Genomic DNA, 17502 nt, shown 5'->3' on the forward strand with positions numbered 1-17502 from the left:
CCTTGAGTGCGTCAGGTCGTGATCCCCTTGTCTTCCGAAATCAGCGATGGCGAGGACGCGCCCGGCCCGTCTGCGGCGCAGGCGCGCCGCCCTGTCAGGCGTCCGGGTGGCGCAGCCATGGCCGGCGTCCGTCCAGCGCGCCCGAGGCGTGGACGATCTCCGAGACGAGGTGCTCGCGACGGTAGGCCATGACATGGACGCCGGCGACGCCGTGGATCTCCCTCATGCGCCCGATCAGCTCGATGCAGAGCCGCTTGCCCTCCTCCGCCGGGTTCGCCGCGCGCTCCAGTCGGTCGATCACGGCGTCGGGGATGTGGACGCCCGGCACGTTCGAGCGCATCCACCGCGCGGCCCGCGCCGAGGCGAGCGGCCCGACCCCGGCGAGGATGAACACGCGCCGGTCGAGCCCGAGGTCGCGCACCCGGGCCATGAACGCCTCGAACACCGGCAGATCGAAGATGTAGTTGGTCTGGATGAAGTCGGCGCCGGCCTCGACCTTCTTGGCCAGCCGCTCCGGTCGCCAGTCCCGCGGCTCGGCGCAGGGGTTCTCGGCGGCGCCGATGAACAGGCGCGGCGGCCGCGTGATGCGTCGCCCCGACAGGAACACGCCGTCGTCGCGCATGGTGCGGATGGCGCGCACCAGCGACACCGAGTCGAAGTCGAACACCGGCCGGGCGCCGGGCTGATCGCCGGCGCCCACGCCGTCCCCGGTCAGGCACAGCACGTTGCGCACGCCCATCGCCGCGGCGCCGAGCACGTCGCCCTGGATGGCGATGCGGTTCCGGTCGCGGCACGAGATCTGGTAGACGGTGCCGTGGCCCGCGCGCGTCAGCAGCGCGCAGATGCCGATGGAGGACATATGGCAGTTCGCGCCCGAGGCGTCGGTGGCGTTGATCGCGTCGGCCACTTCCGCGAGCGGGCGCGCAGCCTCGAACACGTCGGCCGGATCGGCGCTGTCGGGGGGGTTCAGCTCGGCCGTCACGGCGAAGCGGCCCGACCGCAGCACCGCCTCCAGTCGGCTGTCGGAGACATGGCCGGCCGGCGGCTCGGGGTAGGGCCTGACAAGGTCGGCGAGCGACCCGGCGCGGTTCGGCGCATCCTGCGCCGCGCCCTTCATCGCGCCGGCTCGTCGGCCAGCGGCGCGGTGGCGGGTTCGGACGCGCGCGCGCCCGGATAGGCGCGGGCCAGCGCGGTGCGGCCGGCCTCGCGCGCCTCGCGCCGCGCCGCCGCCTTCTCGCGGCTCGCCCTGAGCCATGACGACGTGCCCTCGAGCGAGCGGTCCACCGGCGGCGCCACCTCATGGATGCCGCCGCCATTGCGCATGCGGGCGGCGCCTTCCCAGGCGAGGGTCCAGACGCAGCGCATCTCGGGGATCACCTCGCAGTAACCGCCGGCGCGCACCCCGCCGCAGGGCCCGTTGCGCAGCTGCTTGGGGCAGTTCATGGGGCAGGACATGCCGGTGGAGGACAGCGCGCACTGGCCGCACATCCGGCAGTCGAACAGGAACCCCTTGGTCAGCCGCTCCACGAAGGCCACGGGCCGCTCCACCCGCGCATAGCCGAGCCGGGAGAACAATGGATCGCAGGCCGCCATGAACGCCTCGAAGCGCCCGTAGAGCCACTCGAAGCGCCTGGCGTGGCGAACGGCGAACAGCCTCACGCGATACATGCCGACGCTCCCTTGATCACGTTTCTCGGGCGGCGCAACCGCGCCGCCCGGGGCGCCGCCCCGCCAGACCGGCGGATCGGCGCCGGTTTCACGCCGCGCAGGGCGCCTGCGCGACCGCGAGCTGCTTGGCGGGGTCGTAGAACGGCCGCTCCACCACCTTCGCCGCCACCCGACCGGACGCGCCGGCGACCTCGACCGCCTCGCCCGGCGCCGCATGCGCCGCCGAGACCATGGCGAGCGCGATGTTGCGCCCCAGTCGGGGCGAGTGGATCGCAGAAGTGACCTTGCCGACGATGACGCCATCCTTCAACACCGGCCAGAACGTCGTGTTCGGCCCCTGCAGCGGCGCGCCCTCGATCACGAGGCCCACCTGCAGGCGGCGCACGCCTTGGTCGCGGATGCGCCGCAGCGCGGCCTTGCCGATGAAGTCGGCCTCCATGTCGAGGTTCACCAGCCGGTCCAGCCCCAGCTCGAAGGGGTTGGTGTCGCTGTCGGCGTCGGCGTGGTAGGAGAGCATGCCGCCTTCGATGCGGCGGATCGACGAGGTGTGCCCCGCCTTCAGTCCGAGAGGCGCGCCGACCGCCATGATCTTCTCCCACAGCGCGTCGCCGCGCGCGCCGTCGCGCAGGTAAAGCTCGTAGCCTAGTTCGCTCGACCAGCCCGTGCGCGAGACGATCAGCGGAATGCCGTCCAGCTCCAGCTCGCGCAGCCGGTAGTAGCGCAGATCGGTGATCGCCTCGCCGAACAGCGCCTGCATGATGACGCCCGATTTCGGGCCTTGTAGCTGGAGCGGCGAGACGTCGGGCTCGCGGATGGTCACGTCCATCCCGGCGTGCACGGCCACGCCCTGCGCCCACAGCAGAATGTCGCTGTCGGCCAGCGACAGCCAGAAATGCGTCTCGCCTAGCCGCAGGAGGATCGGGTCGTTGAGGATGCCGCCCTCGGCGTTGGTGATCAGCACATACTTGCACTGCCCCACCGCCATCCGCGACAGGTCGCGCGGCGTCAGCATCTGGACGAAGCGCGCCGCGTCCGGCCCGGTGATCTCGACCTGACGCTCCACCGCGACGTCGCACAGGATCGCGTCGGTCACGAGATTCCAGAAGTTCTGCTCCGGATCGCCGAAGTCTCGCGGGATATACATGTGATTGTACACCGAAAAGGCGTTCGCTCCCCAACGCACCGTAGCGTCGAAGTACGGGGATTTCCGAATCTGCGTTCCGAAGCCGAATTCGGGGGTAGGGTTCATAGGCGTCATCCTCCTTTTTCAGTTTTCCGGCTCGTTCTCGACCGGTGTCTGCTTCGGGGATAATGCGCCGTCGCCATGGCCAAACAGCCTGATTTTGCGCCATGCGCAGACCGCGCGGCGCATTCTGCCCGCGCTCGCCGGGCTGATCCGTCCGTTTCAGCTGCGCGGCCTCGGCGCGAGTCGCGCGAGGTTTGGCGGCGCGTTCTTGATGCGCCGCGTGACGATATACGTCATGTAGCGGTCGATCCCCAGCTCGGCCTCCAGCAGGCGCGTCATCAGGTCCTGGAAGGCGGCCATGTTGGCGCTGGCGACCTTGAGCACATAGTCCATGCCGCCACCGGTCGCGACGCATTCGGTGATCTCGTCGAGCCGGCGGACCTCCGCCTCGAACCGGTCGAAATCGGCCTTGCGATGGTGCGTGAGCGAGACCGTGACGAAGACTTCCGTGAAATGGGCGATGCGCTCGATGGCGATGTCGGCGCCGTAGCCGCGGATGATCCCCGCCGTCTCCAGCCGCTTCAGCCGCGCCCAGCACGGCGTCGGCGACAGGTTGACGAGTTCGGAGAGCTTCGCGCGGCTCAGCGGGCCATGTTTCTGCACGGCGCCGAGAATACGGATGTCGACGGCGTCGAGGCCTACCCTGGTCATGGCGCTCGCCGTCGCCCGTCCCCGCCCCGGCTTGCCGCCGCGGCCGCGGCGATCGCCCCATCGAAGCAGCGCTGTCGCATCGACCTCCCCTCGTCATGCGCCTTGGCGGGCCGCGCCCGGCCTCTGGAAGCCTGTGATACGTCCGCCGCCCGGCGCTGAGGCGCAGGCAGGGACCGGAGAGTGCCCCCTGATTCCTGCGGGAATCAAGGCCGCAGGCGCCGATCGGCGTCGGCGTCCGTCGCCGGGCGTGGCGCAGGTCCGCGACGCGCTCGCCCTCGAGACGGCTCGGGCCTCCGCCGCCAGCAGTCCGGAGCGATGACGGCGGCCACGCCGCAAGCGCCTGCGCGACGCCGATGACGATCATCCCGACGAGAACCAGCCCGACGAGAAACAGCCCGACAGGCGGCCACGCGGCGCGATGAAGGCGGTCCATGGCGACATCCGCCGCCGCCCCCCTGAAGGCGAGCATGGCATAGCCGAAAGGGGCCGTGATCCCGCCGAGCGTACCGTTCAGCGGCATTGTCGCACAAAGGCGGCGTGGGGCGTGAGGGCCGTTTTTCCCATCTGCGTCATGCCACGCGGACGATCTCGGCGGCGCCGACAGCGTTGAAGCGGTTCATGGGGGCGACGCGGATGTGGATTTCGGCTGTCTGACGGTCGGGGTCTCTTGAAGCGATGCGCTCGCCGAAGGCCTTGAAGCAGCGCATCCTTGCTTCGGCGCGACTGCGGGCGTGGTGTCCTGTCCACCGCTTCCAGAATGCGCGGTCGTAGTGACGCGTGGCGCGCAGGGTTTCGTTGCGCGCCCGGGCGGCTGGGCAGTCCTCCTTCCACGGTCGGCCGTTCTTGCGGATGGGAATGATCGCCGTGGCGCCGCGTGCGATGATGGCGCTGTGGCAGCGGCGGGTGTCGCAGGCGCCGTCCGCGGTCACGGCGCCGACGTCTTCGCATTCAGGGGTCTGGTCGAGCAGGTCCGGCAGGACGGGGCTGTCGCCTGCCCGGCTTGGGGGTGAACTCGACCGCGCGAATGTCGGAGGTCGCCGTGTCCATGGCCAGGTGGACCTTGCGCCATTGGCGCCGCCCCTGAACGCCATGATTGCGGGCCTGCCACTCGCCATCGCCGAACAACTTGGCGTCGGTGCTGTCCACCAGCAGGTTCAACGGCACGGCGATAGGGGATCTGCACTTTCAGCGTCTTCTGTCGGCGACACAATTTGGAGTAGTCGGGAACGGGCCAGCCCGGCCCGGCAGGCGCAGGAGACTGGCGACCTTCCCGGCGGTCTGTCGCGGTGGCGACTTGAACCTTCCCGGGGCTCCGCCCGCTCAGGGCTGATAACAGTCCACCGGACTGTTTTCCGGGCGCCCCTCACCCTTGATCGACCGGCAGAAGTGGACCGCCTCATTCGAGAACACCGGCGGGCGGCCCTCATGCGGCGCGTGCCAGGCCATCGCCTTGTCCAGCCAGATCAGCAGCGACCCGCGCTTGCAGAGCGCAGGGTTGTAGCCGGACCAGTTCGTCGAGGGGTAGCGGGCGGGCTTGGGCTTGGGCTTGGGCTTGGGCTTGGTCATGCCACCCGTCTAAATGCATGGATTCTTGATGTGAATCCTTCGCAGCCAGAGTTCTGCAACGGTGCCGGTGAATCCGGCGCTTGGTGCGGGGCCCGCTGTCCGCCGACCTTCTAGGCCTGCAGCCGTCCAAGGCCTGCGCCGACGGCGCGATGACGCTGTCGCTCGCCGCGGACCGGCCGCGGCGCGGCGTCGTGTTGATGCCGCACCATCTGGCCTTCAGATGGAGCCGTTGGCCCGAGGTCGCCCTGAAGGCGCCGGCGCTGCTGTTCGGGGTCGCGGCTTGTGGAACGACGGGGACCGTGGCCGCGCGGGCGATTTCGGTCCTCGGCATGGTGATCTTCGCCATGGGCTCGGTGCGGCGCATGACCGGGCTGAGCCCATGGCGGCAGATGTGCGGGCTCTCGCGCACGGTCGCGTCGTTGACCGCGATGGCCGGCGCAATGCTGGCGCTGCGCCCCGCCGCAGTCGACGGGACGGGGCCGCTTCGCCTTCTGGTCGAGACGGCCCTCGCCGGCGCGGCGGGGCTGGTTGTCTTCGGGGAGGCGCTTGCGGGACTTTGGGAGCTTGCGGGCAGGCCGCCTGGGTTCGAGGCGCTGATCGTCCAGCGCCTGCGCGATCTGGCGGCGCGCAGGCTGGGCGCGCCCGTTCCACGGGGCCGTTCGGCGCGCGCGGCCGATGAAACGGAGGATCGATCATGGGGCCGTCAGGACCGGGAGGCGCTGGCCTCGTCATCGCGTCGCTGGAGCTACCCGAAGCGCCCGCCACGTTGGCGGCGCAGTTGATGCGGCAGACACTGCAACCCGCCAAGTTCGTCCTGTCGGTCGTCGATCGGGCCGACGCCCGTCGGACGAAACGCTGGCGTCGCTCGCGGACGGCGTCGCCGTCGAGGTGGCGACCGGCTCAAAGGGCCTGCGCGCGCAGCGCAACCGCGGCATCGCGCGCGCGGCGGCGCACTGCGGCTTTCAGGTGTTCTTCGACGATGATTTCGTGCCGTCGCGCTTCGCGCTGGAGGGCGTGACGCGGTGCTTCCACGCCAACCCCGACGTCGCCGGGATCACCGGGGTCGTGCTGGCGGACGGGATCACCGGACCCGGCATCTCCGGCGCAGAAGCTGAGCGCATCGTCGCCGCGTATGGCGCCGAGCGCGCCGGCCCGGACGCCGGCGTGCTGCGCGAGCGCCCGAGCCTCTACGGCTGCAACATGGCCTTTCGCCAAGGCATGGTCGAAGGGATGGTTTTCGAAGAGCGCCTGCCGCTCTACGGATGGCAGGAGGACGTCGACGTCAGCATGCGCGCCCGTGCGCGCGGCCGGATGGTCGTCGCCGCGGGTTTCGTCGGCGTGCACTGCGGGGTCAAGGCCGGCCGAGAGAAGCGGGGGCAGCGCCTCGGCTACAGCCAGATCGCCAACCCGATCTATCTGGTGCGCAAGGGCGTGATGCCGCGCCGCGAGGCTGCCCGGCTCTGCCTGCGCAACCTCCTCGCTAACCACGGCAAGCTTCTGACGCCGGAGCCCCGGGTGGATCGGCGCGGCCGCACGCTGGGCAACTGGAAGGCGCTTCGCGACTGGACCGCGGGACGCCTGCATCCCGAGCGGATCATGGAGATCTGCCCTCCATTTTCCCGGATCGCCGGATCACGCCGGCGCGACCAGGATGAACCGAAGCCTGTCGCCGAACGCCTCGACGCCATCGCCGAGCGATGCGCGCGCAGCGTGGTCGCGGGGGGCTTTCCGGGCCGGGAGCCGTCGAGCGTCACGCCGTTCAGCCAGGCCCGCAGGTCGAGATCGCGGGAGACGGACGCGCTTCACGGGTCGACGCGGACGGCGTTGTGAGCGCCGACCTCGGGGCGGACCCGGTTCGGCGCATCGACCATGTTCCCGGTGCGGTTCAAACCGCCGGGCGAAGGCCGGCGCCATGGCGGCGTCGCGCGTGGCGTCGACCGCGTGGCGCTCCGGCGGCGCATGACGCCTTCGCGGCTTCAACGACGCGCCGCGCTCGCCGTGACGCCCGCCGCGGCCCCGGACGGCGCTTCGAGGCCGAAAGCGTACAGGAACCGGTCGACCGCATGGGTTATCGCAACCGAAGGGTCGTCGGGGCATGGCATGCGGTAGATGTGCTGGCGGATGCCGATGTAGACAATCCCGCCATGGAGGTTCCAGATGTCCTCCATCGTAGGCGGCGGGCCGGAACGGGCGGACTCCGCCAGCTCGGCGAGCAACGGCCCCAGAATCACCTTGCCGAGATGGTCGAGATAGCGCCGGTTCAGCGCCGCGCCGGCGAGCCCCGAGAACATGAAGATGCGCATCCACTCGTACTGGAAGATCAGCTCGCTGTACTCGGTGTAGAACGCGAGCAGCCTCGCGCGCAGCGGCGTCGACCGGTCCTGCAGCCGCTCCGGCCAGTCGGGCGAAAGCCGGTCCAGATAGACGCGCGCATACACCGCCTCGACCAGCTCCTCCTTCGTCGCGAAGTAGTTGAAAAGAAGCGACTGCGTGATGCCGAGGCGGCGGGCCAGGTCGCGCGTCGCGCCCTCGATGCCGACATCGGCGAAAAACGCGACCGCGCCATCGACGATCTGGCGGCGCCGCTCGTCGGGAGGGAGACGGCGCCGAACGGCCCGCTCCCCCGTCTCGCTATGCTCCGCCCCGCTGGTTTCGGCCATCCGCATCCCCCGACTGCGCCCCGAAGCATGTTCCGCTTGCAAAGCGGCGCGCAATATAGATCATTCGATCAAGAGCGATGAGCACGCGCTCAATAACAGCCTGAAACGGGCGCAGGGGGGAAGCGGAGATGAAGCCATGAAGGCTTCGGTCGGAGGGTATGCGCGCGCGAGGGATCTGCGCCACGCGCTCGAGCTGCTGTCAGTTGCAGGCGAAGCGGGACGCGTGCTCGCGGGCGGGCAGAGCCTCGTCGCCGCGCTCAACATGCGGCTCACCGCAGGCGACATCCTTGTGGACATCTCCGCGCTCGGCGCCTGTCGCGGCGTCGACGACGCGGGCGACAGCCTGCGCATCGGCGCACTCACCCGCCATGTCGAGATCGCCGAGGATCCTCTGGTGCGCGCCCATGCGCCGATGCTGGCCGAGGCGGTCGGGCTGATCGCCCACGCCGCCATCCGCAATCGCGGCACCATCGGCGGCGCCATCGCCCATGCCGACCCGGCGGCGGAGTTTCCGGCCTGCGCGCTGGCGCTCGGCGCGGAATTCGAGGTCGAGAGCCTCTCGGGGCCCAGGACCATCCCGGCGGCGGCGTTCTTCCGCGACACCTTCGAGACCGCGCTGGCGCCCGGCGAGATTCTGACGGCGGTCATCGTCCCGAAAGCCGCCGAAGCCGAGGCGCAGGTCATCGAGGAGGTCGCGCGTCGCTGCGGCGACTACGCGCTCGCTGGCCTCTGCCTGACGCGCCGGGCCGGGCGGCACAGGCTCGCGCTGTTCTCGCTGGGACCGCGGCCGATGCTCGCCGAGCGCGCCATGGCGGCGCTCGACGCGGGCGACATGGCGGGGGCGGCGGCTGCGCTGAAGGCGGAGATCGACCCGCCTTCGGACACGCAGGCCAGCGCCGCCTATCGCCGCCATCTCGCAGGCGTGCTCCTGCGCCGCGCGGCGGCCCGGATCGAAGGAGGCGCGGCGTGACGGACATGTTTCCGCAGCAGATCGACGTGGCGCTGAGCGTCAACGGCGAGGCGGTCGAGGCGCGCGTGCCGGCGGGCCGCCACCTGATCGACTTCCTGCGGCTAGACCTCGGCCTGACCGGCGCCCATGCCGGCTGCGAGCACGGCGTCTGCGGCGCCTGCACGGTGCGCGTCGACGGCCGGTCCGTGCGCGGCTGCCTCATGCTCGCGGCTCAGGCCCATGGCGCCGAGGTCTGGACCGTCGAGGGCCTGTCCGAGACCGGCGAGATCGCCGATCTCCAGGAAGCCTTCGTGGCGCGCAACGCGCTGCAATGCGGCTTCTGCACCCCCGGGATGCTGGTCGCGGCGCAGGAGCTCGTCGCCAGCGCCCCGGCGCCGACGCGCGAGCAGATCCGCGAGCGCCTGTCGGGCAACTACTGCCGCTGCACCGGCTACGAGGCGATCATCGACGCGGTCGAAGCCGTCGCGCAGGCGCGCGCCGGAGGGGCGGCGCGATGAGCATCCGTTTCGGCGACCCAGACCGCCCCAACTCCTACATCGGCAGGACGGTCCCGCGCCCCAACGCGCCGCGTCTAGCGCAGGGCCGCGGGCGCTATGTCGACGATCTGGCGCCGCCGCGCATGGTCCATGTCGCCTTCGTGCGCTCGCCCCACGCCCATGCCCGCCTCGGCGCCGTCGAGACGGCGGCGGCGCGGGCGGTCAAGGGCGTGCTGCGCGTCTTCACCGGGGCGGAGATCGCCGCCGTGTGCAGCCCGTGGGTCGCGGTGCTGGCGCATCTGAAAGGGCTGAAGTCGCCGCCGCAGCACGCCCTCGCCGTCGACCGCGCCTGCTGGGTCGGCGAGCCGGTGGCCGCCGTCGTCGCTGCGAGCCGCGCCGCGGCCGAGGAGGGCGCGGCCCTTGTGGACGTGGCGTACGAGCCGCTGCCGGCCGTCACCGACATGATGAGCGCGCTCGACCCCGAGACCCCGGTCATCCACCCCGATCTGGGCGACAACCTCGCCTTCCGCCGGCTTCACCACGAAGGCGACGTCGAGGCGGCCTTCGCGGGCGCGCACAAGGTCGTGGCCGCCCGGTTCCGCACCGCGCGCCACACCGGCGTCACGCCCGAACCGCGCTCGATCCTGGTGGACTGGAACCCCGCGGAGGGCCAGCTCACCGCCTGGCACGCGACACAGGCGCCGCACATGATGCAGACCGTCTTCGCGCAGCATCTCGCCGTGCCCGAAGCCCGCGTGCGGGTGATCTGCGAGGATGTCGGCGGCTCCTATGGCGTCAAAGTGCATGTCTATCCCGACGAGATGGCCACCGCGGCGATCGCGAAGATCATGGGCCGCCCGGTGAAGTTCGTCGCGGACCGGCTGGAGAGCTTCGGCAGCGACATCCACGCCCGCGACCACGAGATTTCCGCCCGGCTGGCGGTGGATGCGGACGGCCGCATCCTCGCGATGGACGTCGACGACTGGACTGCGATCGGACCCTATTCCGTCTATCCGCGAACCTCAGCCATCGAGGGCAACCAGGTGGTGAACCTCTGCGGCGGACCCTACGCCTTCGCCGACTACCGCGCGCAGACCACCGTGGTCTTCCAGAACAAGACGCCCACCTGCCAGTACCGCGCCGTCGGCCACCCCATCGCCGTGGCGATCACCGAAGGGCTGGTCGACATGGCTGCGGCTGAACTGGGGATGGACCCGGTGGAGATCCGCCGGCGCAACTTCTACGCCGACGACGCCTATCCCGTGACTTCGCCGGCGAAGATGCGCTTCGAGGGCCTTTCGCATCACGCCTCGATGGACAAGCTCCTGACGCTGATGGACCTCGACGCCCTGCGCGCCGACCAGGCGGAGGCGCGGTCGCGGGGCGTGCATCGCGGTCTCGGCTTCGCCAGCTTCATCGAGCTGACCAACCCTTCGCCCTTCATGTACGGCATCGGCGGCGCCCGCATCTCGGCGCAGGACGGCTGCACCGTGCGGATGGACCCCGACGGCTCGATCGTCGCGCTCTCCGGCGTGACCGAACAGGGGCAGGGCACGGAGGCGATGCTGTCGCAGGTGGTCGCCGAGGGCGTCGGCGTGCGCCCGGAGGCGGTCCGCGTCGTCACCGGCGACACGCAGGTGACGCCTTACGGCGGCGGCACCTGGGCCTCGCGCGGGGCCGGCATCGGCGGCGAGGCGGCGCTCCTGTCGGCGCGCGCGCTGCGCGGCGCCATCCTCGAGGTGGCGGCGGCGATGCTGCAGGCCGACGCCGCGACGCTCGACATCCGCGACGGCGTGGTGGTCGACGCTGAAGGCGGCGCGGCGCGCCTGCCGCTGGAGGAGCTCGGCCGCATCGTCTATTTCCGCGGCGACACGCTGCCGAAGGGGCTGCCGCGCGAACTGGTGCAGACGCGGCACTTCATCACCTCGGACTACCCCTTCGCCTTCACCAACGGCGTGCAGGCCTCCTGGCTCGAAGTCGACGTCGAGACCGGCGTCGTGACGCTCCTGAAGCACTGGTGCGTGGAGGATTGCGGGCGCGTCATCAACCCCCAGCTCGTCGACGAGCAGATCCGCGGCGGCATCGTGCAGGGCCTCGGCGGCGCGCTCTACGAAGAAATCCACTACGACGCCGACGGGCAGCTGCTGAACGGCTCGATGGCCGACTACCTCGTGCCGATGGCCGCCGAGATGCCCGACATGGTGATCGGCCATGTCGAGACGCCGACGCGGGAGAGCATGCTCGGCGCCAAGGGCGCCGGCGAAGCCGGCACGGCGGGCGCGCCGGCGGCGGTGATGAACGCGATCAACGACGCCCTGCGCCCGCTCGGCGCACAGGTGACGGAAATGCCCTTCACGCCTGAGCGCATCCTGCGCGCGCTCGGCGCCCTCGACGACTGAACCCAATCGGGGCCCGCAAGAAGGCGCCCGCCAGAGGAGGACACCCATGGAACCGAAGCGTCTTGCGGCCGCGACCGCAATCGCCCTCGTCTTCGCCGGCGCCGCCGCCGCGCAGCAGACCATCACCGTCAACATCGGCTCGTCGCATCCGGAGGCCAACATCTGGGTCTATGCGATGAAGAACACCTTCCAGCCGGAAGTGAACCGCATCCTCGCCGAGGCCGGCGACTACCAGGTGTCATGGAGCGAGAACTACGCCGGCACACTCTACAAGTTCACCGACACCCGCGAGGCGGTGATGGACGGCATCGTCGACGTCGGCATGGTCGGAACTGTCTGGGAAGGCGCGACCATGCCGCTCCAGAACGTCACCTACTTCACGCCCTTCGCCACCGAAGACCACCGCATGATCATCGAGATCTTCGACGAGCTGTCGGAAACGCTGCCCGAGCTGCGCGACAGCTGGGCGGAGAACAACATGGTCCACCTCTCGTCGCTGATCACCGACAGCTACGACATCTACGCGACCTTCCCGGTGAACACGCTCGCCGATCTGCAGAACCGCAAGCTGAACGCGCCCGGCACCTCGGCCAACTGGCTGCGCGACACCGGCGCCACGCCGGTCGACGGCGCGCTGACCACCTACTACACCAACATCCAGACCGGCGTGACCGAAGGCACGCTGTCCTTCGCCTCCGGCATCCTGCCCACGCGCGTCTACGAGGTCGCGCCGGAACTGACGCGGGTCGGCATCGGCTCGATGTATTTCGGCGGCATCGCGGCCAACATGGACTTCTTCGAGGGCCTGCCCGAGCCGGTGCGGCAGGCGTTCCGCGAAGCCGCCAAGGCGACCTCCGCCGCGCATGGCGACTATGTCGCCGCGCTCGCGGAACGCGCCATGGGCGAGATGCAGGCAGCCGGGCTCACTGTCCACGAACTGCCCGCGGCCGAGAAGGCCGCCTGGGTCAATGGGCTGCCCAACATCATCGAGCCCTGGCTGGAGCAGACCGGCGAGAAGGGCGCGGTGGTGCTCAAGGCCTATTTCGAGGCGCTGCGCGCGCGCGGCGCCGAGCCGCTGCGCGCCTGGGACGAAGGGCTCTGACGTCCGACCCCGCGCGCCCGAGCACCCGCCGGGCGCGCGGCGGCTGACCCCCGCGCAATCTGGAGCACGGAGCCGGCATGAGCGGTGACAACGGCGAACCGAAGACCGACGCCCTCGTCCCGCCCTTCGCGCAGGCGCCGGTCGGCGCCCTCCTAGGCGGCGTCGCGGCGGCGCTCTCCTCCATCGGCACGGCGTGGATCGGCGGCCTGATGCTGCTGGTCGTCGCTGACGTGGTGGGACGGAACTTCCTGAACGCCCCGATCACCGGCGTCTCGGAGATCGCCGCGCGCTCGGTCGTGGCCATCGTGTTCCTGCAGGTCTCCGCCGCGATCCTGCAGCGCCGCCTGACGCGGGCCGACTTCATCCTGCGCCGCCTCGAGGGCCGGGCGCCGCGGACGCAGGCGCTGGTCGAGGCGCTGTTCTCGCTGACCGGCGCGGTCGTCTTCGCTCTGGTGCTGTGGGCCTCGTGGCCAAAGCTGGCGGACGCCTGGGCCGGCGCGGAGTTCTTCGGCGTGCAGGGCGTCTTCACCATCCCGACCTGGCCGTTTCGCGGCGTCACCGTGCTCGGCGCTGCGCTCGCCGCCTGCGCAGCCCTCTATGTGGCGGCGCAGGAGCTGCGCAAGGCGCGGGCCGCCGCATGACGGCGCTCGGGCTGGGCCTCGCCCTCATCGGCGTTCTGGTGCTTCTCGTCCTGCTCGGGCTCCAGATCGCCTATGCGCTGTTCGCCGTGGCCTTCGCCGGCATCTGGCTGATCCGCGACAATCTCGGCCTCGCCTTCCGCATGCTGGAGCTGACCGCCTACAGCGGCATCGCCGACTACCTGTTCGCCACCATCCCGCTTTTCGTGCTGATGGGCCTGCTGGTCAGCGCCTCCAATGTCGGCCGCGACACCTTCGAGGTCGCCGAGGAGCTGCTGCGCCGCGTCGTCTGCGGCCTCGGCGTCGCCACCGTCGCAGCCAACACGATCTTCGCCGCGGTCACAGGCGTCTCGATCGCCTCGGCGGCCGTCTTCACCCGCGTCGCCGTGCCCGAGATGACGCGGCACGGCTACCGCCCGGCCTTCGCCGCCGGCACGGTCGCCGGCTCGTCGGTGCTGGGCATGCTGATCCCGCCGAGCCTGCTGCTGATCGTCTACGGCATTCTCGCCGAAGTCTCGATCGGCGGCATGTTCATCGCCGGGATCGTGCCGGGGCTGATGCTCGCGGGCGGCTTCGTCGCCATGCTCGTGGCCGTGACGCTGCTCTTTCCCCGGTTCGTGCTGACCGACCCAGAGGCGAGCCGCCTGCGCCGCCTCGACCGTGAAGCCCCGCCGATGCCGCCGGGACGCATGGCCGCGAAACTGACGCCGATCGCCCTGCTGGTGCTGCTCGTGCTCGGCGGGCTCTATTCGGGCTTCTTCACGCCGACCGAGGCGGGGGCCGTCGGCGCTTTCGGCGCGCTCGTGCTGGCGCTGGCGCGGCGCTCGCTCGACCGGAGCAAGTTCTGGCAGGTGATGAAGCAGACCGGCGTCATCTCGGTGTCGATCCTGCTGCTGCTGATCGCGGCGAGCTTCTACTCGCGGATGCTCTCGATCGCGGGACTGCCGAACGCCATCGCCGGGCTGGTGACGGACTCCGGCTTCGGGCCGCTGGGCTTCATGTTCTTCTACGTCGCCATCATCCTGCTGATGGGCATGATCCTCGATTCCACCTCGATCCTGCTGATCATGGCGCCCATAGCCGCGCCCATCGCGGCAAGTCTCGGGATCGATCTCAGCCATTTCGGGATCGTCACCGTGCTGGCGGTGGAGATCGGCCTGCTCACCCCGCCCTTCGGCATCTCGGTGTTCACGGTGCACAACACCCTCAACGACCCCGAGGTTTCGGTCGAGGCGATCTTCGCCGCAACGCTGCCCTTCATCGCCGTCATGCTGGCGGTGCTGGTGATCGTGGCGCTGTTTCCAGTTACGGCGACGCTGTTCCTCTAGGGGGCTTCGAAGTCGACCACACTGCCCGTCGAACATCCGGTCCATGATCGACGCCGTCGGGGGGGGGCTGGCCTGCGCTTCGCACGGGCGTCGCCCCCCCCCCTGCGCGCAGCGAAGACGACACGGACCTGTCGGCAGAGCGGTTCGGGCCCCGGCCGGATCCAGCGCCAGCGCGTGACCCTGCCCCCGATATGCCCTCGCTCATAGGTTAGCGATGTTCTTGTTCTGGGCCTCTCTGGCCTGGTTGGCGTACTCGATCGGGGTCAGTCCGCCCAGGCTCGTGTGCGGACGGACGGCGTTATTGTCGGGCCGCCACGCGGCGAGGACGCGGCGGGCATGGGCGAGACCATCGAAGATGTGCTCGTTCACGCACTCGTCGCGCAGACGACCGTTGAAGCTTTCGATGAACGCATTCTGGGTGGGCTTGCCCGGCGCGATGTGGCGCCATTCGACGGCGTTCTTCTCCGCCCATGTCAGCATGGCGTTCGAAGTGAACTCCGTGCCGTTGTCGGACACGATCATGCAGGGCCTGCCGCGCAGCTCGACGATGCGGTCGAGCTCGCGGCCGACGCGGACGCCACGGGTTAACGGGTTCCGGCCAGTCGCGAGGCATGCGATAGAGCGTGGTGAACAGCCGTTCGCGCGAGCGCCGGACATGTCGCCGGCGTCGGCCGCTCGGGAGTGGGCGTGCGATACGGGAGGGCCTAAATTGGAGGCCCGCATCCGCAATGGAACACCGGGAGCTTCGCTCCCCGGTAACGCCGGGGCGGTTCACCGTAACGATCCGCGCGCGTTTCGAACGGCGGCCCTTGGCCATTGACACAGCTTGCGGCGACCCTCCGCATTCAACGGAAGCAGGTGGCCAGAGCCTCGAGATCGCGCGCGATGTCCTCCGAAAGGTCCTCGATGCGGCCGGGCGCATCGCTGCGTTGGGCATAGGCGCGCAGCCCGAGGACTTCGGACTGGAGGCGGGACGCAAGGCGCACAGGGTCCCTGTCGGCCGGGATCTGACCTGCGTCGCGCGCCGCCTGGAAGGCGTCGCGAAACGCCGCCTCGGTCTGACGCATCATGTCCTCCGCCGCGTCGCGCAACACCCGCTCATTGTCGGAGGACTCGAGCATGGTCTTCATGAGCATGCAGGCTTTCGTCTGCGTCGGCGCCGCCAACGCCCGTCCGAGCTTGCGCACATGGTCGGCGAGACCCTCCAGCGGCGACGCGGCCTCCGACAGCGTCTCGGACAAGGCCGTCCGCGATCTCTCCGCGTAGAGGGTCAGCGCGCTGCGGAACAGCTTCTCCTTCGAGCCGAACGCCGCGTAGATCGAGCCGGGACGCATGTCCAGCGCCGCTTCGATGTCCTTCAGGGACGTGCCCGCATAGCCACGGGTCCAGAACAGTATCATCGCCCGCTCCAGCGAGGCGTGTCGATCGTAGGCGGCTTTCCTCGGCATCCGATGGGTCTCGCTATCAAGTTTGAGTGATCGCTCAATTATATGCTTGAGCGATCGTTCAAGTAAAGCTATCCCAACCTCAGCAAACTTGAGCGCTCACTCAAAAACCCGATCGGAGGCCGACATGGCTGATTTCACGATGCACACGCCGGAAACCGCTCCGGAGGCGAGCCGGCCGCTTCTCGAGGACTCCAAGAGGGCCTTCGGGCGCGTGCCCGGCCTTCACGCCACAATGGCCGAGGCCCCGGCGCTGCTTGACGGCTACAAGCACCTCCACCGCCTGTTCGCCGAAGAGACCAGCTTCGACAAGGACGAGCTGACCGTGGTCTGGCAGACCATCAACGTCGAGCACGAGTGCCACTACTGCGTGCCCGCCCACACCGGCATCGCCAAGATGATGAAGGTGGACGACGCGATCTCGAACGCGCTGCGCGACGAGACCCCGCTGCCCAACCCGCGCCTTGAGGCGCTCCGCACCTTCACGCTTCAGGTGGTCCGCCAGCGCGGCTTCGTGTCGGACGAGGCGGTGCAGAGCTTCCTCGACGCCGGCTTCACCAAGCGGCAGGTGCTGGAGGTCGTTCTCGGCGTCGCGCAGAAGGTGATGTCGAACTACACCAATCACCTCGCCCGGACGCCGGTGGACCAGCCGATGCAGGCCTTCGCCTGGGAAAAGGCCGCCTGACAACTTCGTTCGCGCTTTGGCGGCGTCGGCGAAGACACCCGCTTTCGCGGACGCCGCAGCATCCCCGCGCCATATCAGCCGCTTCCGCGCCTTCGCGATCCCGCTGCGCCGCGGTTGTCGCCTCCACCCCGCGCGACAGACGCAACCAGGAGAACACGCCGCCATGCCTTCCGATAAACCCGCCTCCGCCCTGCATCCGATCCCGGCTCCGACCATCGCGACTCTCGGCATGATGTTTGTGGCCGGGGCCGCCGGGACCATAGCCTTCGACTTCTGGGGACAACTCGTCAGCCCGGCGATCGGCTGGGCCGGTCTGTCGCCGCACGGTCTCGCCCGAAGCCTGCTCGGCGCCTTCGGCCTCCCGAACGGCGACTTCGCCGGGTACTTCGTGCATTTCTACCTTGTCGGTCTGATCGGCTATCCGGTGGGGTGGCTTTATGTTTTCCGGCCGCTGTGGCGCCGCGTGGCGGGCGGTGGGGAAGGCTGGCTTCTCCCCGCGGCGGTCTACGGCGTCGGGCTCTGGGTCTTCGCCATCGGCGGGATCACCGCCGTCGCCGGGCTGCCCTTCTTCCTGAACTTCACCGGGATCACGTGGGTCGCGCTGATCGGCCATGTGCTCTACGCCCTCGTGCTGGTCGCCGTGATGCAGCTGGCGGCGCGGCGATGAC

Annotated in this window: 16 protein-coding genes and 3 pseudogenes; 10 read left to right on the forward strand and 9 right to left on the reverse strand. The window is 69.9% G+C overall.

Annotated elements, in window-relative coordinates; all coding sequences use genetic code 11:
- Window positions 1-94: 94 nt before the first annotated feature.
- From BLW43_RS16215 to BLW43_RS24755, 6 genes and pseudogenes are all read right to left on the reverse strand, one after another.
- A complete protein-coding gene (locus BLW43_RS16215) occupies window positions 95-1117 on the reverse strand; it encodes a methylenetetrahydrofolate reductase (protein ID WP_093255042.1) in 1023 nt (340 codons plus the stop codon).
- On the reverse strand, window positions 1114-1668 hold the full coding sequence (locus BLW43_RS16220) for a methylenetetrahydrofolate reductase C-terminal domain-containing protein (protein ID WP_093255043.1): 555 nt from the start codon (window positions 1666-1668) through the stop codon (window positions 1114-1116). The genes BLW43_RS16215 and BLW43_RS16220 overlap by 4 nt, the downstream gene beginning before the upstream one ends.
- Window positions 1669-1756: 88 nt before the next feature.
- Window positions 1757-2926 carry a glycine cleavage T C-terminal barrel domain-containing protein gene (locus BLW43_RS16225; protein WP_425441190.1) on the reverse strand — a complete coding sequence of 390 codons (1170 nt, stop codon included), beginning with the start codon at window positions 2924-2926 and terminating at the stop codon, window positions 1757-1759.
- A gap of 147 nt (window positions 2927-3073) precedes the next feature.
- On the reverse strand, window positions 3074-3565 hold the full coding sequence (locus tag BLW43_RS16230; protein WP_093255047.1) for an Lrp/AsnC family transcriptional regulator: 492 nt from the start codon (window positions 3563-3565) through the stop codon (window positions 3074-3076).
- A 569-nt stretch (window positions 3566-4134) separates the two neighbouring features.
- Window positions 4135-4729 (reverse strand): annotated as a pseudogene (locus tag BLW43_RS24750) (IS5 family transposase).
- A gap of 204 nt (window positions 4730-4933) precedes the next feature.
- Window positions 4934-5131: pseudogene (locus tag BLW43_RS24755) on the reverse strand (hypothetical protein); the annotation flags it as partial.
- An 83-nt stretch (window positions 5132-5214) separates the two neighbouring features.
- On the opposite strand from BLW43_RS24755, the gene BLW43_RS16240 reads away from it, so the two are divergent.
- On the forward strand, window positions 5215-5913 hold the full coding sequence (locus tag BLW43_RS16240) for a hypothetical protein (protein ID WP_139284098.1): 699 nt from the start codon (window positions 5215-5217) through the stop codon (window positions 5911-5913).
- Window positions 5914-6019: 106 nt separating this feature from the next.
- Window positions 6020-6961, forward strand: coding sequence for a glycosyltransferase family protein (locus tag BLW43_RS16245; protein ID WP_093255050.1), 942 nt, complete (start codon window positions 6020-6022; stop codon window positions 6959-6961).
- Between the two features lie 146 nt (window positions 6962-7107).
- Here BLW43_RS16245 and BLW43_RS16250 read toward each other — a convergent pair whose 3' ends face one another.
- The gene (locus tag BLW43_RS16250) at window positions 7108-7791 is read right to left on the reverse strand and encodes a TetR/AcrR family transcriptional regulator (protein ID WP_093255101.1); all 684 of its coding nucleotides are present in this window, start codon (window positions 7789-7791) and stop codon (window positions 7108-7110) included.
- A 136-nt stretch (window positions 7792-7927) separates the two neighbouring features.
- On the opposite strand from BLW43_RS16250, the gene BLW43_RS16255 reads away from it, so the two are divergent.
- The 6 genes from BLW43_RS16255 (at window position 7928) to BLW43_RS16280 (ending at window position 14704) form a co-directional block, all read left to right on the forward strand.
- Entirely contained in the window at window positions 7928-8761 is an 834-nt protein-coding gene (locus BLW43_RS16255; protein ID WP_093255051.1) for an FAD binding domain-containing protein, read from the forward strand.
- A 5-nt stretch (window positions 8762-8766) separates the two neighbouring features.
- A complete protein-coding gene (locus BLW43_RS16260; protein WP_093255102.1) occupies window positions 8767-9258 on the forward strand; it encodes a (2Fe-2S)-binding protein in 492 nt (163 codons plus the stop codon).
- On the forward strand, window positions 9255-11636 hold the full coding sequence (locus BLW43_RS16265; protein WP_093255053.1) for a xanthine dehydrogenase family protein molybdopterin-binding subunit: 2382 nt from the start codon (window positions 9255-9257) through the stop codon (window positions 11634-11636). The genes BLW43_RS16260 and BLW43_RS16265 overlap by 4 nt, the downstream gene beginning before the upstream one ends.
- A 46-nt stretch (window positions 11637-11682) precedes the next feature.
- Entirely contained in the window at window positions 11683-12738 is a 1056-nt protein-coding gene (locus BLW43_RS16270; protein ID WP_093255054.1) for a C4-dicarboxylate TRAP transporter substrate-binding protein, read from the forward strand.
- A gap of 77 nt (window positions 12739-12815) precedes the next feature.
- Window positions 12816-13379 carry a TRAP transporter small permease subunit gene (locus tag BLW43_RS16275; RefSeq protein ID WP_093255056.1) on the forward strand — a complete coding sequence of 188 codons (564 nt, stop codon included), beginning with the start codon at window positions 12816-12818 and terminating at the stop codon, window positions 13377-13379.
- Entirely contained in the window at window positions 13376-14704 is a 1329-nt protein-coding gene (locus BLW43_RS16280) for a TRAP transporter large permease (protein ID WP_093255057.1), read from the forward strand. The genes BLW43_RS16275 and BLW43_RS16280 overlap by 4 nt, the downstream gene beginning before the upstream one ends.
- Window positions 14705-14905: 201 nt before the next feature.
- On the opposite strand, the pseudogene BLW43_RS16285 reads toward BLW43_RS16280, so the two are convergent.
- Both BLW43_RS16285 and BLW43_RS16290 read right to left on the reverse strand, forming a co-directional pair.
- A pseudogene (locus tag BLW43_RS16285) lies at window positions 14906-15316 on the reverse strand (integrase core domain-containing protein); the annotation flags it as partial.
- A 233-nt stretch (window positions 15317-15549) separates the two neighbouring features.
- Entirely contained in the window at window positions 15550-16152 is a 603-nt protein-coding gene (locus BLW43_RS16290) for a TetR/AcrR family transcriptional regulator (RefSeq protein WP_093255060.1), read from the reverse strand.
- Window positions 16153-16276: 124 nt separating this feature from the next.
- Between BLW43_RS16290 and BLW43_RS16295 the strand changes: the two genes are divergently transcribed.
- Both BLW43_RS16295 and BLW43_RS16300 read left to right on the forward strand, forming a co-directional pair.
- Window positions 16277-16834, forward strand: coding sequence for a carboxymuconolactone decarboxylase family protein (locus BLW43_RS16295; protein ID WP_093255062.1), 558 nt, complete (start codon window positions 16277-16279; stop codon window positions 16832-16834).
- Window positions 16835-16997: 163 nt separating this feature from the next.
- Complete coding sequence (locus BLW43_RS16300; protein ID WP_093255064.1) at window positions 16998-17501, forward strand: hypothetical protein; 504 nt, start codon at window positions 16998-17000, stop codon at window positions 17499-17501.
- Window position 17502 lies beyond the last annotated feature (1 nt).

Source organism: Rubrimonas cliftonensis, assembly GCF_900107585.1.
In the GTDB taxonomy this organism is placed as follows: Bacteria; Pseudomonadota; Alphaproteobacteria; order Rhodobacterales; family Rhodobacteraceae; genus Rubrimonas; species Rubrimonas cliftonensis.